Raw genomic sequence first — 21,272 nt, forward strand, 5'->3', positions numbered from 1 at the left:
CCCGAAGCGGCACACCTCGCGGGCGTCGCATGCGGACGTGCCCTCCGAGCGCGAGGGGGTGGGGCCGGTCATGAGGCGCTGACCTGGCGGGTCGTACCCTGTGCAGGATGCAGTTACAGCAGCTCGCCTACTTCGTCGCGGTCGCGGAGGTCCGGCACTTCACCCAGGCGGCGGAGATCCTGCATGTGGCGCAGCCTTCGCTGTCCAAGCAGATCCGCGCGCTGGAGGCTGAGCTGGGCGCGTCGCTGTTCAGCCGGGCGCGCGGGAACATCACGCTGACCCCGGCGGGCGAGGCGCTGCTGCCGCTGGCCAAGCGGATCCTGGCCGACGTCGACACGGCCCGGCTGGAGGTTCAGGAGCTGGCCGGGCTGCGCCGGGGACGGGTGCGGCTGGGCGCCACGCCGTCGCTGTGCGCGGGCCTGCTGGGCGACGTGCTGCGCCGCTTCCACGACACCTACCCGGGCATCCGGCTGATCGTCGAGGAGGGCGGGTCGCGGGACCTGGTGCGCGACCTGACCCGCGGGCTCCTGGACCTGGCGCTGGTGATCCTGCCGCTGCACGGCGATCCGCCGCTGGAGACCACCCCGATACTGCGCGAGAACCTGGTGGTGGCGTCCCCGGCGGAGCCCGGCCGGCCGCCGCGGCGCCCCTACCTGCGGATCGAGGATCTGCGGAACCGGCCGCTGGTGATGTTCCGCTCCGGGTACGACCTGCGCGAGGCGACGATCGGGGCGTGCCGCGCGGCGGGGTTCGAGCCGCGGTTCGCGGTCGAGGGCGGGGAGATGGACGCGGTGCTGCGGTTCGTCGAGGCGGGGCTGGGCATCGCGGTCGTGCCGTCGATGGTGCTCGCGGGACGTCCCGGCCTGCGCGGCACGCCCCTGGTCCTCGCCGACGACCGCGCCCACCAGGAGCACGACGGACCGGGCCTGCAGCGGACGATCGCGCTGGCCCGCCGCAAGGACGTCGAGCCGACGCACGCCGCGCGCGCGTTCCAGGCGACGCTGGAGACCTATCTGGTCGAGGCGGCGCTGGGCGGCAGCCTGCCCGCGGGCGTGGAGGCGATCGGCCCGATCACGGCCTCGGCGGGCCGTCAAGACCAATGATCACCGATCTCGGCGGTCCGGTCTCGGCGGATTCGGGGGACCCGCGGGGTCGTTCGCGCGTCTAGATTCCGGGGCACGTTGATCTTTAGCCCCCGGAGATCCCATGCGCTCGCTCCCTCCGTCCCCCCGCCGCGCCGCCGCGCTCCTGATCGCCCCGCTCGCCCTCGGGCTGGCCGCGCCGCCCGCCCTCGCCGCCCCCGCGCCCGCCCCCGTCCCCGCCCCGGCTCCGTCCGCCCCGCCGCAGGAGTGCAGCGACGAGCCGCGCGACCTCCCGACCTGGAAGTTCATCGACTACGACGAGATGCGCAGGGAGCTGGCGCGGATCGAGCGCGCGAGCCACGGCAAGGTGGACGTGCGCGTCGCCGGGAAGTCCACCCGCGGCCGGTCCATCTACACCGCCACGGTCGGCACCGGGAAGAAGGTCTTCCTGGTCAACAGCGAGATCCACGGCAACGAGAAGACCGGCACCAGCTCGCTGCTGCGGATCCTCGCGTGGCTGGGCACCTCCGGCTCGCCGGAGGCGAAGCGGCTGCGCCGCGAGATCACGTTCGTCGCCGTACCGAAGATCAACCCGGACGGGGCCGAACTCGACCGGCGCGGCAACGACCACTCCTGGGACGAGGTGCAGCGAGAGTTCCCGCAGCTCGCGGGCCGTCCACCGGCCTGGAACTACCTCAACGGGACGCAGCAGGGCGACGACTACACCCGGCGTCCCGGGTTCGACCTCAACCGCGACTTCAACGTGGACCTGAACTACAAGCCCAAGCCCGAGGACGTCCCAGGGCAGTCGTCGAGCTTCGGCTGGTTCCTCAACGCCGAGTCCCAGACGCTGCGCGACATCTACAAACGCCTGCGCGCGCGCCACGGCAAGGTGGACGTCTACGTGGACCTCCACCACCAGGGGGCCTGCGTTAGAGAGGACGCCCAGAACCGGCTGCTGGACGTCGCCGTCGACTACCCGCCCCTCCCGGACGTGTTCTTCCAGCCCGGCGGCAAGTACGCCCCGTACGCCAAGACCTACCCCAAGGACTTCTCCAAGCAGCTCGCCATCAGCGCGTTCCGTGGAATCGAGGGCGACGGCTACATCGCGGCCCGCTACCCGCACGCGCCCACGCGCGACCTGCCCGGCCAGGCGCGTTCCTCCTTCGGCCTGAACGGCACCGGCACGGTCCTGTTCGAGGTGCGCGGCCAGACCCAGAGCATGGGCCACCACCAGTCCGAGCGGTTCATCAACGCGGTGACCGGCGGGCTGATGAACATGCTGAACGACCTCGCCACGGGCAAGGTGCGCGGCATCGACCCGGACAGCTTCGAGCAGCTCCCGGGCACCGCGGAGGACGCGGCCGCCCGCGCCCTGCGCGAGCTAGAGGAACGCTGACGCACACCCCGGGAAATGGAGAAGGCGCCCTGGGCCACCCCAGCCCAGGGCGCCTCGTCTGAGGCGACCACCTCTGTCGCGCAGCAGTCCGGCTACTGCGCGCAGCCAGCCGTCCGGCCTACTTCTTGCGGCCTCCGGCGCTGGCCTTGAGGTAGTCGTTGTTGAGCCGGCCGATGACGTCCAGCGGGATGCCCTTCGGGCACGCCACGGTGCACTCGCCGGTGTTGGTGCAACCGCCGAAGCCCTCGTCGTCGTGGGTGTCCAGCATGTCGACGACGCGGTCCCAGCGCTCCGGCTGGCCCTGCGGCATGAGCCCCAGGTGGGTGACCTTCGCGCCGAGGAACAGCGCCGCCGAGCCGTTCGGGCACGCCGCCACGCACGCGCCGCAGCCGATGCACTCGGCCGCCTCGAACGCCCGGTCCGCGTCCGGCTTGGGCACCGGCACCGAGTGCGCCTCGGGCGCGGTGCCGGTCGGGGCGGAGATGAAACCGCCGGACTTGATGATCCGGTCGAACGCCGAGCGGTCCACGACCAGGTCCTTGACCACCGGGAACGCCTTGGCCCGCCACGGCTCGACGTCGATGACCTCGCCGTCCTTGAACTTGCGCATGTGCAGCTGGCAGGTCGTGGTGTTGCGCTCGGGGCCGTGCGGCGTCCCGTTGATGACCAGCGAGCACATGCCGCAGATGCCCTCGCGGCAGTCGTGGTCGAAGGCGACCGGCTCCTCGCCCTCGGCGATCAGCTTCTCGTTCAGGACGTCCAGCATCTCCAGGAACGAGGCGTCGGGGGAGATGTCGCCGAGCTTGTACTCGACCATCCGGCCCTTGTCCTCGGGGCCCTTCTGGCGCCAGACGCGCAGTGTCAGCTTCATCACTTGTACGACCTCTGGCTCGGCTTGACGTATTCGAACTCGAGGGCCTCCTTGTGGAGGACGGGCTGCCCGCCCGCGCCGGCCCATTCCCAGGCGGCGACGTAGGAGAAGTTCTCGTCGTCCCGCTTGGCCTCGCCGTCCTCGTCCTGGCTCTCGGCCCGGAAGTGGCCGCCGCACGACTCGGAGCGGTGCAGCGCGTCGATGACCATCAGCTCGCCCAGCTCCAGGAAGTCGGCCACCCGGCCCGCCTTCTCCAGTTGCTGGTTGAGCTCCTGGCCGCCGCCGGTGACCTTCACCCGCGTCCAGAACTCCTCGCGCAGCGCGGGGATGAGCTCCAGCGCCTTGCGCAGGCCCTCCTCGGTGCGCTCCATCCCGCAGTACTCCCACATGATGTGGCCGAGCTCGCGGTGGAAGGAGTCGACGGAACGGTCCCCGTCGATGGACAGCAGCCGCTCGATCTGGTCCCTGACCCGGGTCTCGGCCTCGGCGACGGCCTCCTCCGAGACCGGGCCGAGGTCGTTGCGGGCGATGTAGTCGCCCAGCCCCGTCGGCAGCACGAAGTAGCCGTCGGCCAGGCCCTGCATCAGCGCGGACGCGCCGAGCCGGTTGGCGCCGTGGTCGGAGAAGTTGGCCTCGCCCACCACGAACAGGCCGGGGATGTTGGACTGCAGGTCGTAGTCCACCCACAGCCCGCCCATCGTGTAGTGCACGGCGGGGTAGATGCGCATCGGCGTCTCGTACGGGTTCTCGCCCGTGATCCGCTCGTACATCTCGAAGAGGTTGCCGTACTTGGCCTCGACGGTCTTGCGGCCCAGCCGCTCGATCGCGTCCGCGAAGTCCAGGTAGACGCCCAGGCCGCCGGGGCCGACGCCGCGTCCCTCGTCGCACACGTTCTTGGCGGCGCGGGAGGCGATGTCGCGGGGGACCAGGTTCCCGAACGAGGGGTAGATGCGCTCCAGGTAGTAGTCGCGCTCGTCCTCGGGGACGTCGGACGGCCTGCGCTCGTCGCCCCCTCGCTTCGGCACCCACACCCGGCCGTCGTTGCGCAGCGACTCCGACATGAGCGTCAGCTTGGACTGGTGGTCGCCGCTGACCGGGATGCACGTCGGGTGGATCTGCGTGTAGCAGGGGTTGGCGAAATAGGCACCATGCCGGTGGGCGCGCCAGGACGCGGTGACGTTCGAGCCCATCGCGTTGGTGGAGAGGAAGTACACGTTGCCGTAGCCGCCGGACGCCAGCACCACCGCGTCGGCGGTGTGGTGCTTGACCTCGCCGGTGATCAGGTCGCGGACGACCACGCCGCGGGCCCGCCCGTCCTGCATGATCAGGTCGAGCATCTCGTGGCGCGCGTACAGCTCCACGTTCCCGGCGTCCACCTGCCGCATCAGCGCCTGGTACGCGCCGAGCAGCAGCTGCTGGCCCGTCTGGCCGCGGGCGTAGAACGTCCGGGACACCTGGGTGCCGCCGAACGACCGGTTGTCCAGCAGGCCGCCGTACTCGCGGGCGAACGGCACGCCCTGCGCCACGCACTGGTCGATGATCTGCGTGGAGATCTCCGCCAGCCGGTGCACGTTGGACTCGCGGGCGCGGAAGTCGCCGCCCTTCACCGTGTCGTAGAACAGCCGGTGCACGCTGTCGCCGTCGTTGCGGTAGTTCTTGGCGGCGTTGATCCCGCCCTGCGCGGCGATCGAGTGGGCGCGCCGCGGGCTGTCCTGGAAGCAGAACTGGACGACGTGGTAGCCGGCCTCGCCCAGCGTGGCGCCGGCCGAGCCGCCGGCCAGCCCGGTGCCGATGATGATGATCTTCTTCTTGCGCTTGTTGGCCGGGTTGACCAGCTTGGCCTCGAACTTGCGGGTCGTCCAGCGGTCCTCGACCGGCCCGGCCGGGGCGCGGTCGTCGGCGATCGGCGCGCCCGGCGTGTAGAAGCCGCCGTCCACGGGGCCGCCGGTCGCGCGGGAGGCGTCGGGCATGTTCGGCTTGCTCATGATCAGCTCACCCATCCGAAGGTGACGGCGAAGGGCACGGCGAGGAAGCCGACGGTGACCAGCACGGCGACCGTCGCGGCCAGGAGGCGCAGCGTGCGCTCGTTGCGGGGGGTGCGCAGCCCGAGGGTCTGGAACGCGCTCCAGATCCCGTGCCGCAGGTGCAGCCCGACCAGCGCGAGCGCCACCACGTAGAAGAGCGTCACGTACCAGCGGGACGGGTCGAAGCCCTCCACGACCCGCTCGTACGGGGTGGCGTCGCGGCCGCCGGGGTTCACCACCAGGAACGTCATGTCCAGCAGGTGCCAGATCACGAAGAGCGCGATGATGAGGCCGCCGAACCGCATCGTGTGCGTGGCGTAGCCCTGCGCGTGCGACTTCTTCTTGGCCTGGTACTTCACCGGCCGGGCCTTGGAGGCGCGGCGGGCCAGCGACACCGCCGACCACATGTGCAGCACGACGGCGGCGAACAGCACGATCTCGGTGAGCGTCAGCACGGTGCGGTGCGGGACGGCGGGCTCGCCGACCGTGCGCAGCCAGTGGGCGTAGTGGTTGAAGTCCTCGGCCCCAAAGAAGATCTTGAGGTTCCCGGCCATGTGCCCGAGCAGGAACAGCACCAGCACGGCGCCGCTCACGGCCATGACCGCCTTCTTGCCGACGGTCGACCGGTAGATCGCAGGTATCGCTGTAGCCACGAGCGCACGGTACGACCGGGCGGCTCAAGAGATCCAAGTCATGGCCGTACTCGTTTCGATAGCCCTGGGCTATGAACGGTGCGACATGGGCATTTCGGGCATGCCGCTACATCGTCCAAGGTGAGAGACCTCACAGCACGATCAGGGAACTCCACCGGCCCGGTCAGGCCCCGCCCGCCGGCGGCCCGTCCACGCCGCACGGCCTGCACCGACGCCGCCGCGTGGCCAGGCGGTCACCCCACCCTGGCGGCAGCGGTCACCCTGGCATGGCCGGGCGGTCACCCTGCTTGGCGGCGATGGTCACTCTGCTGTGGCCAGGCGGTCACCTTGCCGTGGCGGCGAGCGGTGACCGCCGCGCCGGTCAGCGTCACCCGGCCGGCGGCGAGGGGTGCCCGTCGTGTCGGTCAGCGTCACCCTGCCGTGGCGGCGAGGTTACTCCGCCGGGGAGTGTGCGGGGTCGTCGCGGGACAGCAGCAGCACCGCCAGGTCGTCGGTGAGCGCGTCGCCGTTCAGGTCCTCGACCTCGGTCACGAGCGAGTCGATCAGGCCCCGGCCCGCGGCGCCCGCGCCGCGGGCCTTGCGGGCCAGCTCCACCAGCCCGTCGGTGCCCAGCCGGGTGGCGCCGTCGCCGACGCGGCCCTCGATCAGCCCGTCGGTGTAGAGCATCAGGCTCCACGACTCGCCCAGGTCGATCTCGGTGGTCGGCCACTCGGCGCTCGGCACCAGGCCCAGCGCGGGCCCGTGCGCGTACTCCGGCAGCGCCACGACCTCGCTCTCCGCGCCGTTGTGCCGGAACAGCAGCGGCGCCGGATGACCGGCCAGGTGCATCCGCGCGGTGCGCAGCGACGGCGCGATCGTGATCATGCACAGCGTGGTGAAGATCTCCTCGCTGCGCCGCTCGTGCCCGAGCACGGTGTCCAGGGTGCCCAGCAGCTGCTCGCCGGTGTGCCCGGCCAGCACCAGCGTCCGCCACGCCATCCGCAGCTGGACGCCCAGCGCCGCCTCGTCCGGGCCGTGCCCGCACACGTCGCCGATCATCAGGTGCACCGCGCCGCCCTCGGTCTGCACCGTGTCGTAGAAGTCGCCCCCCAGCAGCGCCCGGCGGCGGCCCGGACGGTACCGGGTGTGGTGGCGCAGCCCCGGATCGTCGATCAGCGGCACCGGCAGCAGGCCGCGCTCCAGCCGGGCGTTCTCCCGGCCCATGATCCGCGCCTCGACCAGCCGGCGCTCGGTCTCCTCGGCCCGCTTGCGCTCGATCGCGTAGCGGATCGCCCGGGCCAGCAGCGGGCCGTCCACCTCCTGCTTGACCAGGTAGTCGGCGGCGCCGGCGGCGACCGCCCGCACCCCCAGCCGGGTGGCCGGGCGGACGTCGTCGAGCCCGGTCAGCACCACGACCGCGGCGTTCCGCGCGATCGACAGGACCTCCCGGAGCTCCTCGATCGGGTCGCGGCCCTCGGGGGCCGACAGGTCGACGATGATGCACTGGGTGCGGCGGGTCAGCAGACGCCGCGCCGCGGGCAGGCCGTCGGCGACGGACAGGCTGATCTCCAGCCCGCTGTCGTCGAGCATCCGCTCGACGAGGAAGACGTCCGACGGATCGTCGTCGATCAGCAGCAGGTCGACCCGTTCCTCCGATCCGTGCGCGACGGCGTTCGGATGCGCGCCGTGACCGGCATGCCCGTTCGGTCGGGCGCCGTGCGGATTGTGCGAATGGTGGCTGACGGTGCTCACAAGGCTTCCGGACTGTCGGCGGGCGGCGGCACAGGCAACGGCCGGACGCCCGGTCGCGATCACGGGTGCGCCGTGTTGACCTGGGCCGGACCGCGCCGGGGCAGCGGCATCGGCCTAGCCGCCTGGATCCCGGCTCAAGGAGCGGAGGAGCACGCTCCGTACTCACCCGACCCTACCGTACCGGCGGGCCGCCCCCCAGGCTCCCGGACGGAACGGGCGGCCCCGCCCACCGGCCCGTAACCCGCTGAAAGGCCCGCTGCACAGGGGCTGTAGAGGCGTTTCGGGGTTGCTCCGGATCGGGTCCGAATCCGCTGAAGGGTTGCTTCGGGACGGTCCCAGGCTCGTTACGGGCTGTCCGTTGCGAGGGGAACGGCCGTCCCGAGTGTGTGAGGTCCGCCTCAAGGGCCGCTGACCGGCGCTTTACCCCCGCCCGGGGCCCCCGCAAAAAATCGTTCGAGGTTCCGCCGCGAGCGTGCTTAATCTTCCGTCGTGAAGACGCTGCCGGTCGAAGATCCCGGGAGGCCGGACCGGCGATCGCCGGCGCGCTACCTCCTGTGGCTGGGACGTACCCAGGCGCGCCCGCTGGCCGGCGGCGCCGCGCTCGGGGTGGTGTGGATGCTCAGCCAGGCGCTGATGCCCGCCGCGATCGGCCGCGCCATCGACCAGGGCGTGACCGCCAAGGACACCGGCGCCCTGCTGGTGTGGGCCGGCGTCCTGCTGGTGCTGGGCGTCGTGCAGGCGGCCAGCGGCGTCGCCCGGCACCGGTTCGCGGTCTTCAGCTGGCTGGCCGCCGCGTACCGGACCGTGCAGGTCGTGACGCGGCAGGCGACCCGGCTGGGCGCCACCCTCCCCAAGCGGCTGAGCGCCGGGGAGGTGGTGAGCGTCGGCGTCGCGGACGTGTCCCATCTGGGCGACGCGATGGACATCGTGGCCCGCGGCACCGGGGCCGTGGTGGCGATCGTGGCGGTGGCGGCGATCATGCTGGCCGCCTCGCCGCCGCTGGGCCTGATCGTGCTGGTCGGGGTGCCGGTGATCCTGGTGGTGGCGGCGCCGCTGCTGCGCCCGTACCGGGAGCGCGAGCAGCGTCACCGCGAGCTGGTCGGCGAGCTCAACACCCGGGCCACCGACCTGGTGGCGGGCCTGCGCGTGCTGCGCGGCATCGGCGGCGAGCGGCTGTTCGCCGACCGCTACCGGGCGGAGTCGCAGCGGGTGCGGGAGGCGGGCGTGGCCACGGCCCGCGCCGAGTCGAAGCTGAGCGGCGCCGAGATCCTGCTGCCCGGCCTGCTGATCGCGCTGGTGACCTGGGCGGGCGCCCGGTTCGCGGCGGAGGGGGCGATCACCGCCGGCCAGCTGGTGGCGTTCTACGGGTACGCGGTGTTCCTCATCCATCCGCTGAAGACCGTGGGCGAGGCGGCGGGCAAGCTGACCAAGGCCCATGTCGCGGCCGCGCGGGTGGTCGCGGTGCTGGACCTGGAGCCCGAGGTGCCCCTGGACGGCACGGCCCGTCCCGCGCCCGGCGGCGAGCTGCTGGACGCGGCGTCCGGCCTGGTCGTACGGCCCGGCCGGTTCACCGCGATCGCCGCGGCCGACCCGCGCGACGCCCAGGCGATCGCCGACCGGCTCGGCCGGTACGCCGACGGCGAGGTGAGCTACGGCGGCCTGCCGCTGGCGGAGCTGGCCGACCTCCGCGAGCGGATCCTGGTCGCCGTCAACGAGGACCGCCTGTTCTCCGGTCCGCTCGCCGAGAGCCTCACCACCCCCGGCACCGCGGACGGCGCGCTCGACCGGGCGCTGGCGGCGGCCGCCGCCGAGGACGTGATCGCCGCGGTGGGCCGGGACGCCCACGTGGCCGAGGCCGGGCGGGAGTTCTCCGGCGGGCAGCAGCAGCGGCTGCGGCTGGCCCGCGCGCTGGCCGCCGATCCGGAGGTGCTGGTCCTGGTGGAGCCGACCAGCGCGGTGGACGCGCACACCGAGGCGCGCATCGCCGACCGGCTGGGGCCGGGCCGCGCGGGCCGCACCACGGTGGTGTGCACGACCAGCCCGCTGGTGCTGGACCGCGCCGACCACGTGGTCTACGTCGAGCGCGGGAAGGTCGCCGCGGAGGGCCCGCACCGCGACCTGCTGGCGTCCGAGCCGCGCTACGCCGCCACCGTCACGCGCGGCGAGACGGGCGGCACCGTCGGCGGCGCCCGGGAGGACGGCGCCGGCGGCGCCGGGCCGAACGGCGCCGAGCCGGACGGCGGCGGCGGCGACCGGGCGGCCGAGGCCGTCGTCCTCGACTGAATCCACCGACACACCGCTGCATCCACGACATCGACCGGAAGGGCTGGAGGACGGTGAGTGCCGAGATCCTGCCGGTGGCGGCGCCGCGGCAGGTCAGGGAGTACGCGCGCCGGCTGGTGCTGCGGCACCCGCGCGCGCTGCTCGGCGCGGTCGGGCTGCACGCCCTGGCCGCCGTCGCCGGGCTGGTCACGCCGCGGCTCCTCGGCGACCTGGTCGAGGACGTCGGGCGCGGCCGCGCGGGCATCGACACCGCCGGCGCCGCCATCGCGGTCTTCGTGATCGCGCAGGGCGTCCTGACCCGGTACGCCTACCTGGCCTCGGCGCGGCTGGGCGAGCGGGTGCTGGCCGAGCTGCGCGAGGAGTTCGTCGAACGGGTGCTGGCGCTGCCGCTGCCCACGGTGGAGCGGGCCGGGACGGGCGACCTGGTGAGCCGCGCCTCCCGGGACGTGGAGACGCTGGGCACCAGCGTCCGGTACGCGGTGCCGGAGATGCTGATCGGGCTCGTGATGACCGTCCTGACGGTCGGGGCGCTGATCCTGACGGGCCCGCTGGTGGCGCTGCCCTGCCTGATCTCCGTGCCGCTGCTGTGGGGCGTGATGCGGTGGTACCTGCCGCGCGCCCGCCTCGGCTACCTGCGCGAGAACGCCCGCTGGGCCGATCTCACCGACGGGCTGGCCGAGACGGTGAACGGCGCCCGCACGGTCGACGCGCTGCGGCTGGCCGATCGCCGGCACCGCCGCGCCGACGCCGACATCGCCGGGTCGTACGCGGCCGAGCGCTACACGCTGCGGCTGCGCATGGTGCTGTACCCGGTGATCGAGATGGCGTTCGTGCTGCCGGTGGCGGCGACGCTGCTGACCGGCGGGCTGCTCTACATCAACGGGATGGCGTCGCTGGCGCAGGTGACGGCGGCGACGCTGTACGCCCAGCAGCTCATCGCCCCGATCGAGATGCTGCTGAGCTGGCTGGACGAGCTGCAGCTGGGCGGTGCGTCGCTGGCCCGGCTGCTGGGGGTCGGCGAGGCCGGGGACGCGCGGCCCGCGGAGCCGGGCCGCCGTTCCGGCGGCGCGCGGCTGGCCGTGCGCGGCGTCCGGTACGCCTACCGGCCCGGCCGGGACGTGCTGCACGGCGTCGATCTGGACCTGCGGCCGGGGGAGCGGCTGGCGATCGTGGGGCCGAGCGGGGCGGGCAAGTCGACGCTGGGCCGGCTGCTGGCCGGGATCGACGGCCCGCGCACCGGCTCGGTCACCGTCGGCCCCGCCGAGGGCGGCGACGGCGCTTCCGGCGGCGGGGTGCCGCTGGTGGAGCTTCCGCTGGACGAACTGCGCGGCCATGTCGCGCTCCTCACCCAGGAGCACCACGTGTTCCGCGCCACCGTCCGGGAGAACCTGGTCATGGCCCGCCCGGACGCGACCGCCGAGGACGTCGAGGCGGCGCTGCGTGCGGTCGACTGGGACGGCCCCGGCCTGGACGCCGCCGTCGGGTCGGGCGGGGAGACGCTGTCGCCCGCCCAGGCCCAGCAGCTCGCCCTGGCCCGGCTCGTCCTGGCCGACCCGCACACGCTCGTGCTGGACGAGGCGACCTCGCTCCTCGACCCGCGCGCGGCCCGCCGGCTGGAGCGCTCGCTGGCGGCCGTCCTGGACGGCCGCACCGTGGTCGCGATCGCGCACCGGCTGCACACCGCGCACGACGCCGACCGGGTCGCCGTGGTCGAGGGCGGCCGCATCACCGAGCTGGGCACCCACGAGGAGCTGATCGCCGAGGACGGCTCGTACGCCGCCCTCTGGCGCAGCTGGCACGGCACCGCCCGGCCAGGGAAGGGCGTCAGCCCAGGTTCCGCTTGAGGAAGTCGACCTGCAGGCGCAGCAGGTTCTCGGCCACGATCTCCTGCGGGGTCATGTGGGTGACCCCGGACAGCGGCAGGACGGTGTGGGGACGGCCCGCCGCCAGCAGCGCCGAGGAGAACCGCAGGGTGTGCGCCGCGACCACGTTGTCGTCCGCAAGGCCGTGGATGAGGAGCAGGGGGCGCTCCAGCCTGCCGGCGTCCTCGATGAGGGAGTTGGCGGTGTAGTTGTCCGGCTCCTCCTCCGGGTGGCCCAGGTAGCGCTCGGTGTAGTGGGTGTCGTACAGGCGCCAGTCGGTCACCGGCGCGCCCGCCACCGCGGCGTGGAACACGTCGGGACGGCGCAGCACGGCCAGCGCCGCAAGCCAGCCGCCGAACGACCAGCCGCGGATCCCCACCCGGTCCAGGTCGAACGCGCCGGGATGCTGCCGGGCGGCCTCCTCCAGCGCGGCGATCTGGTCCTCCAGGACGGGCCCGGTGAAGTCGCCGCGGACGGCGCGCTCCCACGCGGGCCCGCGCGCCGGCGTGCCGCGGCCGTCGGCGACCACGACGGCGAAGCCCTGGTCGGCCAGCCACTGCGCCTCGTAGTAGGCGCGGCGGGCGGCCAGCACCCGCTGCGCGTGCGGGCCGCCGTAGGGGTCCATCAGCACCGGCAGCCGGCCCGCGCCCGGCTCCCAGCCGGTGGGCAGCAGCACCGCGGTGCGGATCTCCCGCTCGCCCGCCCGCAGCAGCTCGACCTTCGGGGTGATCTCGGGGACCTGGGCGAGCGAGGCGATCTCCCGCGTCCCGGACGGGGTCCGCACCTCGACCGAGACGCCCGGCCGGTCCAGCAGGGTGGCGGTCAGCACGGTGACCTCGCCCGTCCGGGCGCCGCCGAACACGCCCTGCCCGTCGGTGAGCCTGGTGACCGAGCCGTCCGCGCCGTCGTAGGACCACACGTGCAGCTCGGTGGGCTCCTGCGTGCCGGTGAACAGGATCCGCTCGTCCTCGGCGCCGAGGACCGACCGCACCTGCAGCCCGGCGGGCGTGACCGGCTCGTCCGCGACCGTGATCCGCCGGGTGTCGGCCTCGGCGTCGTCCACGACCCAGATCGGCGCGCCGGAGCCGGTGCGGGCGGGCACGCCGGCGACGATCTCGGTCCAGACCGGGTCGTGCTCGCTGCGCAGCCGCGTGGTCTCCCCGTTGGACGGGTCGACGTCGAGGATCCGCTGGATGCGCTGGTCCCGGGACTGGACGACGATCCGCAGGCCGTGCCGGTCCCAGTGCGCGGTGACGACGTAGGGGAACTCGCCGCGGTCCCAGGCGACGCCGACCCGGCCGCTGCCGTCGGCCTTCACCAGGACCAGGGACACGATCGCGTTGGGGGTGCCGGCGGCCGGGTAGGCGATCTCGTGCGCCGGGCGGTCCGGGTTGGCGGGGTCGGCGATCGTCCAGCGCGTCACCGGGGTCTCGTCCACGCGCGCGACCAGCAGGGTCGACCCGTCCGGGGACCACCAGTGGCCGCGCATCCGGTTCATCTCCTCGGCGGCGATGAACTCGGCGAGACCGTAGGAGACCTGGTCGCTCTCCGGCTTGATCAGCGGCTCGCCGCCCTCCGCCGCGCCGCCGCCGACCGGGACGACGTGGACGGTGCGGCCCGAGACGTAGGCGACCTTGCGGCCCGCCGGGTCGAGCCGCGGGTCGAACACCGGAGTGCGGGCGGGCAGCGCGCGCACCGCGCCGCTCCGCAGGTCGGCGGTGAACAGCTGGCCCGCGAGCGTGAACACCGCCCGGGCGGCGTCCCGGTCGACCGCGTAGCCGACGATGCCCCCGGCCTGCTCCCGGGCCCGCTCGCGCCGCGCCCGTTCCTCGGGCGGCAGGTCCTCCTCGCCGGGCACGTCGAGCGCGGCCGGGTCGGCGACCAGCCGCTCCTCACCGGTCGCCGTGTCGAGCGTCCACAGGCAGGTGACCGGGTCGTCCCCGGCCTTGGTCCGCAGGAAGGCCACGTACGAGCCGTCCGAAGCGATCTGGAAGGCGCGCGGGACGCCGAGGGTGAACCGCCGGGTGCGGGCGCTCTGCCGCGGGTAGCCGATGCTCATGACATCCGAGTCTGCCAGCACGGACCCCGCCGGACGCCGACCCCTCCCCGCGCCGCGCGCGGCCCGGCGGACGGGCGCCGGGACCGGTCCCGGCGGGAGGGGCGGCGGCAGGGCCGGTGGAGGAGCCGGAGCGGCGAATCCGCCCGCTCATGTCGGTCCCGCGATGTAAGGTGCCCGATCGGGAACCGCCAGTGATCGCGGGTGCGCTCGCGTAAGCTCGAGACTTCTCCCCATTCATCACCATCACACTTGACGTCGCGGGTTACTAAGGAGTGGTCCATGCCGGAGCTGCAGCCGGGAGATCCCCGGCGGCTGGGTTCGTACGAACTGCTCGAACGGCTTGGCGAGGGCGGGCAGGGCGTGGTCTACCTGGGCGTGGACGCCTCCGGGGCGCAGGCCGCGATCAAGTTGCTGCGGGCCGACCTGGCCGGTGACGCCGACGCCCGCAACCGCTTCGTCCGCGAGGCCCAGGCGGCCAAGCAGGTGGCCCGCTTCTGCACCGCGCAGGTGCTGGAGGCCGACGTCGCCGGCGACCAGCCCTACATCGCCAGCGAGTACGTCCCGGGGCCGTCGCTGCACAAGCATGTGATGGAGAGCGGGCCGATCCCCGGGGCCGCGCTGGAGCGGCTGGGCATCGGGACGCTGACCGCGCTGGTGGCCATCCACCAGGCCGGGATCGTGCACCGCGACTTCAAGCCGCACAACGTCATCATGGCGCCGGACGGGCCGCGGGTGATCGACTTCGGGATCGCGCGGGCCCTGGACACCGGCCAGACCGCGGCGACCAAGGCGATCGGGACGCCGTCGTACATGGCGCCCGAGCAGGTCGCCGGGGCCACGCTCACCGAGGCGGTGGACGTCTGGGCCTGGGCGACCACGATGGTGTTCGCGGCCACCGGGCACCCGCCGTTCGGCGACGACACCGTGGTCGCGGTGATCAACCGGGTGATGCACGAGCCGCCGAACCTGGACGGGCTGCCGCCCGACCTGCACCGCCTGATCGCGGCCTGCCTGGTCAAGGAGCCCGAGCGGCGGCCGACCGCGCAGCAGCTGATGATGACGCTGATCGGCGCCGGCCCGGCCGCGCAGACCCAGATGGACGACCCCGCCCAGGCCACCACGCTGCTGGCGGAGGGGTCGCACCGGGCCGCCGGGCCGATGCCCGCCGGCACCCAGCCGGTCGGCGACCGCACCCGCGCCATGCCGCCGGTCGCCGCGGCGCCGCCGCTCCCGCCCGCGTACGGGCCCGGCGGGCCGGGCTCGCACCGCCGCTCCGGCGGCTACCAGAACTGGGAGCCGGAGCGGAAGTCGCGCTGGCCCATCGTGGCGGCGGCCGGCGCGATCGCGGCGCTGGCGCTGGTGGTCGGGCTGGTGATGGCCGCCAACGGCGACGGCGACCCGGGGAACGACCCCTCGCCGAGCGTGTCGGAGAGCGTCTCGGAGTCGCCCACCGACGAGGAGACCGAGACCGAGCAGCCGACGATCCGGCCGACCCGCACGCGCACCGTCCCGACGGAGACGCAGCAGCCGACGATCCGGCCGACCGAGACCACGACCCCGACGACCGAGCCCGAGACGCCGACCCCGACGAGCGAGCCCTCCACGCCCACGACCCCGCCCGACGGTGGTGGTGAGGAGCCTCCGCCCGGTGGCGGTGGCGGTGGCGGCGGCACCAACTGAGTCGCAGGCGTCTGACCAGGCCAGGGACCGGCTGCGGACCCGGGCCCGGTACGTCCGGGCCGGGCAGGCGGACCGGGCGTTCCGGTAGACTCCGGGCGCCGTCCACACGACGCGCCCGCGCCTCGGGGAGGCCGGTATCCCGGACCGGTCCCCGGCCTGAGTAGGCTCGTGTCTTATGAAGGAGCCGCGGATCCTGTTCGTCCATGCCCATCCGGACGACGAGTCCATCGGGACCGGGGCCACCATGGCCAAGTACGCGGCCGAGGGCGCCCACGTCTGCCTCGTCACCTGCACCCTGGGTGAGGAGGGCGAGGTCATCCCCGACGAGCTGCGCCATCTGGCCTCCGACAAGGAGGACCGGCTGGGCGAGTACCGCGTCGGCGAGCTGTCCGAGGCGTGCGCGGCCCTGGGCGTGTCCGACCACCGCTACCTGGGCGGACCCGGCCGGTGGCGCGACTCGGGCATGATGGGCACCGCCACCAACGACGATCCCCGCAGCTTCTGGCGGGCCGACGTCGACGAGGCGGCCGGGGAACTCGTCAAGATCATCCGTGAGGTGCGGCCGCAGGTCATCGTCACCTACGACGAGCGCGGCAACTACGGCCACCCCGACCACATCCAGGCGCACCGGGTGACCTGGCGGGCGTACGAGCTGGCCGCCGACCCCGGCCACGACGACGGGCAGGGCGGCGAGCCCTGGAGGGCCGACAAGTTCTACGCCTACGCCACGCCCCGCACCGTGCTGGCGCGTGCCATCGCGGTGATGCGGGAGGCGCGGCTGCCGTTCGGCCGGGTCGCCAGCCTGGACGAGCTCGGCTCCGGGGTGCCCGACGACCAGGTCACCACGGTGGTCGACTCCCGTTCCCACCTGCCCGCCAAGCTGGCCGCCCTGCGCGCGCACTCCACCCAGATCGTGGTGGCCCCGGAGGAGGTCGGGCCGTTCTTCGCGCTGTCCAACAACCTGGGGCAGCAGGCGTTCGGCACCGAGTACTTCATCCTGCTCGCGGGCGAGCGCGGCCCGGCCCCGGCCGGCGGGCGCGAGAGGGACCTGTTCGCCGAACCGGCCCCGCCGCCCCCGCCTTCCTCCTGACGGGCCGTCCGCTTCGGCGGGCGGTCGGGGCCGTCCTGCGACACCGGCCGGGTCGATACCCTGGCGAGCGTGAAGAAGGATCGACCCGCGCCCGCCGACGCGTCCGGCGCCTCCGGTGAGTCCGGCCCCGCTCAGGGGTCCGGTGACCAGGGAGCGCCTCCGGGGGCCGAGGGCGCCGCTCCGTACGGCCAGGGGCAGGGCCAGGAGCAGGGGGCCTGGGGCGTCGCCCCGGGTGCCGTCCCGCCCGACCAGGTCGGTGCGTACGGTCAGGGCGTCCCGCCCGGGCCGAGTCCGTACGGCGCGGACCCGTACAGTGCCGGGCCCTACGATGCCGGGCCGTACGGTGCCAGCGTGGCCCCGGGCATGGGCGGCGACCCCGGCCTCTACGGTTCCGGCGGGCCGCGCGACGCGACGCTGGACGCGTTCGTCTCCGGAGCGGCCTACGCGGCGCTGGGGCTGCTCGGCGCGCTCCTGGGCCTGGTCGGCTCGTTCGCCCAGGGCTGGACGATCGGGTCGATCCCCGTCGCGGCGATCGTGCTGGTCCTGGTCAACTTCGCGATCGCGCGGGCGGCGGGCTGGGCGATGGGCGGCCGGACGGGCGCGGCCGTCCCGGTCCTGCTGTGGGCCCTGGTCACGCTGGCGCTGTCGATCGGCCGGACGGAGGGCGACCTGATCGTCCCGGGAACCCTGCCCGGCTACCTGTTCATCGTCGGCGGGCTGGCGGCCGGGGTGGTCGCCGTGTCGCTCGTCCCGGCCGCCCGTCCCGCGGGGAACTGGCTGACGTGGCGGGCCCCTAAGCCCGCTGTCCGTCCGGAGCCGGGCGACCCTCCGGCGCCTGGGCGTCCCCCGGGGTCCGGTAGCGCCTGACGCCCAGGCACGCGGCGGCGCCGAGCAGCACCACCGCGATCGGCACCGCCAGCGTCGGCTTCAGCGCCTGCACGAACCCGTGCGCGAAGACCTCCCCGCCCAGTTCCTGGACGCGCTGCGCCACCCCCGGCGCCGCGTTCGCGGGGATCTGCGGCACCGTTCCGTGGTGGGAGGCGCCGATCTCCAGGCCGCCCTTGGCCGCCCCGGCGAAGCCGTCCACGAACCCGGCCCTGGACTGGGGCGGCAGCGCCTCCGCACGGGCCGCGGCCTGCTCCCTCAGCGCGTCCGCCAGCCTGTTCTGCAGCACCGCCCCGACCACCGCGCCGCCCAGCACCGACCCGACCTGCCGGACGGTGTTGTTCACGCCGGAGGCCGCCCCGGCCAGCCGCGGCGGCACGTTGCGGGTGGCCTCGGTCGCCATCGGCGCGAACACCCCGCCGATGCCGATCCCGCTGAGCAGGAACGGGCCCAGGAACGCCGTCCAATGCGTCCCGACCTGGGCGACCAGGGCGAGCCACAGGCTGCCGAGCCCGTACAGGGTGAGGCCGCCCATCAGGATGAACCGGCCGCCGATCCGGTCCGACAGCCGTCCCGCCACCGGGGCCAGCAGCATCGACGCCAGCGACGAGGGCGCCATGACCAGCCCGGCCTCCAGGGGGCTGAACCCGCGCACCGACTGCAGGTAGAGGGTCATCGGCAGGATCATGCCGATCATGGCGATCGAGACGCCGCCGCCGACCAGGCTGAGGATGGCGAAGTTGCGGTCGCGGAACAGCGTGAACGGCACCAGCGGCTCGGCGTCCTGCCGGGTCCGCTGGTGCAGCAGGAAGATCGTGAACAGCACCGCGGCGGCGCCGAGCAGGGTCAGGATCGCGGCGTTCCACTCGTGCTTCTGGCCCTCGGTGAGCGCGAAGGTGAGGCAGAACAGCGCGGCCGAGGCCAGCAGCACCCCGGTGATGTCGAAGCGGTGCCGCACGGTGCGGGTGTGCCCGGGCAGGATCGCCGCCGACATCGCCAGCACCAGTGCCCCGATGGGCAGGTTGACGAGGAAGATCCACCGCCAGTCGAGCGTGGTGACCAGCAGTCCGCCCAGCGTGGGCCCGGTGATCGTGGAGAGCCCGGCCACCGCGCCCCACACGCCCAGCGCGGTGCCGCGCCGCTCCGCCGGGAAGGTGTCGATGATCATCGACATGGTCTGCGGCATCAGCAGCGCCGCGCCCAGCCCCTGCGCCGCGCGCGCGGCGATCAGCTGGACCGGGTCCTGGGCGATCGCACAGGCCAGGCTGGCCAGCGTGAACACCGCCACCCCGGTGGCGAACAGGTTGCGCTTGCCCAGCAGGTCGCCGAGCCGGCCGCCGGTGATCAGCAGCACCGCCAGCACCAGCACGTAGGCGTTGACCACCCACAGCGCCTGGTCGAGCGAGGCGCCGAGCGCGTCCACGATGTCGGGGATCGCGATGTTGACGATGGTCAGGTCGAGCAGCGTCATGAAGAACCCGAGGGAGAGGGTGAGGAGGATCGCCCAGGGGTTGCCGCGCCAGGTCTTCACGACCGGTCTCCGTTCTCGTCGTCGGTCTTGCCGTTCTCGGCGGGCCTGCCGTCCTTGCCGGTCCCGTCGCAGCGGTCGTCGCTCCAGGTGAGGCGTCCGGCCTCCAGGTCGTCGGCGAGGCCGCGGACCAGGTCGAGCTCGGCACGGTGCCGGGTCAGGGTGAGCTCGTGGTCGATCAGCTTGAAGCGCTCGAGGCCCCGCTCGCCGAGCACGTCGTAGACGGCCCGGTTCCCGGCCAGCAGGGCCTCCAGCGTCACCTGGCGGCGTCGCAGGTGCCGGGCGACCTCGTCCTCCGAGAGCAGGTTGACGAACGCCAGCGCGGTGCCGAACAGCGGGAACTCCTCGGCGGGCTCGGCCAGCAGTTCGACCATCCGCATCCGCGCGGTGTCCCGGCCGGCCTCGGTGATCGCGTACACGGTGCGTTCGGGACGGCGGCCCTCCCGTCCGGTCTCGACGGGCTCGATGAGCCCGCCGGCGGTCAGCCGCTCCACCGCGTGGTAGAGCGCGCCGTGGGTGACCTTCACGGCCCGGTCGTAGGCGTGATGGCGGATCCGCTGCTGCATCTCGTACGGGTGCATCGGCCCGTCGTGCAGCATCCGCAGCACCGTGAGGGCGAGCGGTGCGAGGGGTCTCGGCATGGGGGTCCCTGCGTCCAGTTGGAATAGTCCAGTTAGACTAATCCGGATGGACGGGAAAAGCGAGCGAGGGCTCCCCGCGGCCTTCGCGGGGAGCCCTCGCCCGTAGCGCGTCGTGCGTCGTGCGCGTGCGGTAGCGGTCAGCCCTTCAGGGCGATCTCCAGGCGGTCCAGCGCCCAGTCCAGGTCCTCGCGGCTGATCACCAGCGGCGGGGCGAGCCGGATCGTGGTGTCGTGGGTCTCCTTGGCCAGCACGCCCAGCTCCATCAGCCGCTCGCTCACCGGGCGCGCCACCGGGCCCGGCCCCGTCCCGTACAGCTCGACCCCGGCCCACAGGCCCCGGCCGCGCACCTGCCGCACCAGGTCGGGCGGCAGCGCGCCCAGCCGCCGGTGCATGTGCTCGCCCAGCGTCCGGGAGCGCTCCTGGAACTCGCCCGTCCGCAGCATCGCCACGACCTCCCGCCCGATCGCGCAGGCCAGCGGATTGCCGCCGAACGTCGAGCCGTGCTGGCCCGGCCTGAAGACCCCGAGGACGTCCCGGTCGGCGACCACGGCCGACACCGGCATGATGCCGCCGCCCAGCGCCTTGCCCAGGATGTAGACGTCGGGGACGACGTTCTCGTGCTCGACCGCGAACGTGGTGCCGGTACGGCCCAGCCCCGACTGGATCTCGTCGGCGAGCATCAGCGCGCCGCGCTCGGTGCACAGCTCCCGCACCGCCGTCAGGAAACCGCTGGGCGGCACGTTCACCCCGGCCTCGCCCTGGATCGGCTCGATCAGCACCCCGACCGTGGCGTCGTCCATCGCCGCCCGCAGCGCCTCGGCGTCGCCGTAGGGGACGGTCCGGAACCCGGGCGTGTACGGCCCGTAGGACTCCTTCGCGTCGGGGTCGGTGGAGAAGCTGACGATGGTGGTCGTGCGGCCGTGGAAGTTGCCCTCGAAGGTGATGATGTTCGCCTGCCCGGCCGGGACGCCCCGCACCTCGTAGCCCCACTTGCGGGCGGTCTTCAGCGCCGTCTCGACCGCCTCGGCGCCGCTGTTCATCGGCAGCACCATGTCCTTGCCGCACAGCTCGGCGAGCTCGGCCGCGAACGGGCCGAACAGGTCGTGGTCGAAGGCCCGGCTGACCAGGGTGACCCGGTCGAGCTGCCGGCGCGCCGCCGCCGTCAGCCGCGGATGGCGATGCCCGAAGTTGACCGCGGAGTAGGCGGCCAGCATGTCCAGGTAGCGCCGCCCCTCGACATCGGTGACCCAGGCGCCCTCGGCGTCGGTTATCACGATCGGCAGCGGGTGGTAGTTGTGCGCGCTGTGCTCTTCGGACAGGGCCCGTAGCTGGTCGGTCAGGCTCACGACGCTCCCTCCGGCGGTCATCGGCGGACGGCGGACTCGTTCCAGGCACCGGACGGCGCCGGGAGGCAGAGGGGAGGGCGACCGGCCGCCGTCCCCGCCCGGCTGGCCGCCGTCCCCACCCTCAGCGTAAGTTCGGTA

Annotated in this window: 15 protein-coding genes; 7 read left to right on the plus strand and 8 right to left on the minus strand. The window is 73.7% G+C overall.

The genetic code is table 11. The features are described from left to right. The first annotated feature begins 107 nt into the window (after positions 1-107). Positions 108-1,103, plus strand: coding sequence for a LysR family transcriptional regulator (locus ACZ466_RS30580; RefSeq protein WP_378285225.1), 996 nt, complete (start codon positions 108-110; stop codon positions 1,101-1,103). A 103-nt stretch (positions 1,104-1,206) separates the two neighbouring features. After that, positions 1,207-2,481 (plus strand): M14 family zinc carboxypeptidase, encoded by a 1,275-nt coding sequence (locus ACZ466_RS30585; protein ID WP_378285224.1) that lies wholly within the window; start codon positions 1,207-1,209, stop codon positions 2,479-2,481. A gap of 118 nt (positions 2,482-2,599) precedes the next feature. Here ACZ466_RS30585 and ACZ466_RS30590 read toward each other — a convergent pair whose 3' ends face one another. The 4 genes from ACZ466_RS30590 to ACZ466_RS30605 form a co-directional block, all read right to left on the minus strand. Then, positions 2,600-3,352, minus strand: coding sequence for a succinate dehydrogenase/fumarate reductase iron-sulfur subunit (locus ACZ466_RS30590; protein ID WP_378285223.1), 753 nt, complete (start codon positions 3,350-3,352; stop codon positions 2,600-2,602). Then, the gene (locus ACZ466_RS30595) at positions 3,352-5,322 is read right to left on the minus strand and encodes a fumarate reductase/succinate dehydrogenase flavoprotein subunit (protein ID WP_378285241.1); all 1,971 of its coding nucleotides are present in this window, start codon (positions 5,320-5,322) and stop codon (positions 3,352-3,354) included. Before ACZ466_RS30595 ends, ACZ466_RS30590 begins: the two co-directional genes overlap by 1 nt. A gap of 17 nt (positions 5,323-5,339) precedes the next feature. Then, positions 5,340-6,029: a succinate dehydrogenase cytochrome b subunit gene (locus ACZ466_RS30600; RefSeq protein ID WP_378285222.1), complete on the minus strand. Its 690-nt coding sequence runs from the start codon at positions 6,027-6,029 to the stop codon at positions 5,340-5,342. A 432-nt stretch (positions 6,030-6,461) separates the two neighbouring features. Then, positions 6,462-7,760, minus strand: coding sequence for a PP2C family protein-serine/threonine phosphatase (locus ACZ466_RS30605; RefSeq protein WP_378285221.1), 1,299 nt, complete (start codon positions 7,758-7,760; stop codon positions 6,462-6,464). 489 nt (positions 7,761-8,249) lie between these two features. Between ACZ466_RS30605 and ACZ466_RS30610 the strand changes: the two genes are divergently transcribed. Next, positions 8,250-10,043, plus strand: coding sequence for an ABC transporter transmembrane domain-containing protein (locus ACZ466_RS30610; RefSeq protein ID WP_378285220.1), 1,794 nt, complete (start codon positions 8,250-8,252; stop codon positions 10,041-10,043). Between the two features lie 53 nt (positions 10,044-10,096). After that, on the plus strand, positions 10,097-11,887 hold the full coding sequence (locus tag ACZ466_RS30615) for an ABC transporter ATP-binding protein (RefSeq protein WP_378285219.1): 1,791 nt from the start codon (positions 10,097-10,099) through the stop codon (positions 11,885-11,887). Here the strand turns inward: ACZ466_RS30615 and ACZ466_RS30620 are convergent. Then, the gene (locus ACZ466_RS30620) at positions 11,868-13,964 is read right to left on the minus strand and encodes a S9 family peptidase (RefSeq protein WP_378285218.1); all 2,097 of its coding nucleotides are present in this window, start codon (positions 13,962-13,964) and stop codon (positions 11,868-11,870) included. The two genes, ACZ466_RS30615 and ACZ466_RS30620, sit on opposite strands and share 20 nt — an antisense overlap. A gap of 279 nt (positions 13,965-14,243) precedes the next feature. On the opposite strand from ACZ466_RS30620, the gene ACZ466_RS30625 reads away from it, so the two are divergent. The 3 genes from ACZ466_RS30625 (at position 14,244) to ACZ466_RS30635 (ending at position 17,601) form a co-directional block, all read left to right on the plus strand. Continuing rightward, positions 14,244-15,644 carry a serine/threonine-protein kinase gene (locus tag ACZ466_RS30625; protein ID WP_378285217.1) on the plus strand — a complete coding sequence of 467 codons (1,401 nt, stop codon included), beginning with the start codon at positions 14,244-14,246 and terminating at the stop codon, positions 15,642-15,644. Positions 15,645-15,819: 175 nt separating this feature from the next. Then, positions 15,820-16,734, plus strand: a complete 915-nt coding sequence (gene mshB, locus ACZ466_RS30630) for an N-acetyl-1-D-myo-inositol-2-amino-2-deoxy-alpha-D-glucopyranoside deacetylase (protein WP_378285216.1) — start codon at positions 15,820-15,822, stop codon at positions 16,732-16,734. 69 nt (positions 16,735-16,803) lie between these two features. After that, entirely contained in the window at positions 16,804-17,601 is a 798-nt protein-coding gene (locus ACZ466_RS30635; RefSeq protein ID WP_464041758.1) for a DUF6113 family protein, read from the plus strand. Here the strand turns inward: ACZ466_RS30635 and ACZ466_RS30640 are convergent. From ACZ466_RS30640 to rocD, 3 genes are all read right to left on the minus strand, one after another. Next, positions 17,528-19,150, minus strand: coding sequence for a DHA2 family efflux MFS transporter permease subunit (locus ACZ466_RS30640; RefSeq protein WP_464041759.1), 1,623 nt, complete (start codon positions 19,148-19,150; stop codon positions 17,528-17,530). The two genes, ACZ466_RS30635 and ACZ466_RS30640, sit on opposite strands and share 74 nt — an antisense overlap. Then, positions 19,147-19,788 carry a PadR family transcriptional regulator gene (locus tag ACZ466_RS30645; protein ID WP_378285212.1) on the minus strand — a complete coding sequence of 214 codons (642 nt, stop codon included), beginning with the start codon at positions 19,786-19,788 and terminating at the stop codon, positions 19,147-19,149. The genes ACZ466_RS30640 and ACZ466_RS30645 overlap by 4 nt, the downstream gene beginning before the upstream one ends. 137 nt (positions 19,789-19,925) lie before the next feature. Further along, complete coding sequence (gene rocD / locus ACZ466_RS30650; protein WP_378285211.1) at positions 19,926-21,155, minus strand: ornithine--oxo-acid transaminase; 1,230 nt, start codon at positions 21,153-21,155, stop codon at positions 19,926-19,928. Positions 21,156-21,272: the final 117 nt, after the last annotated feature.

This window comes from Actinomadura rugatobispora (genome assembly GCF_055379765.1).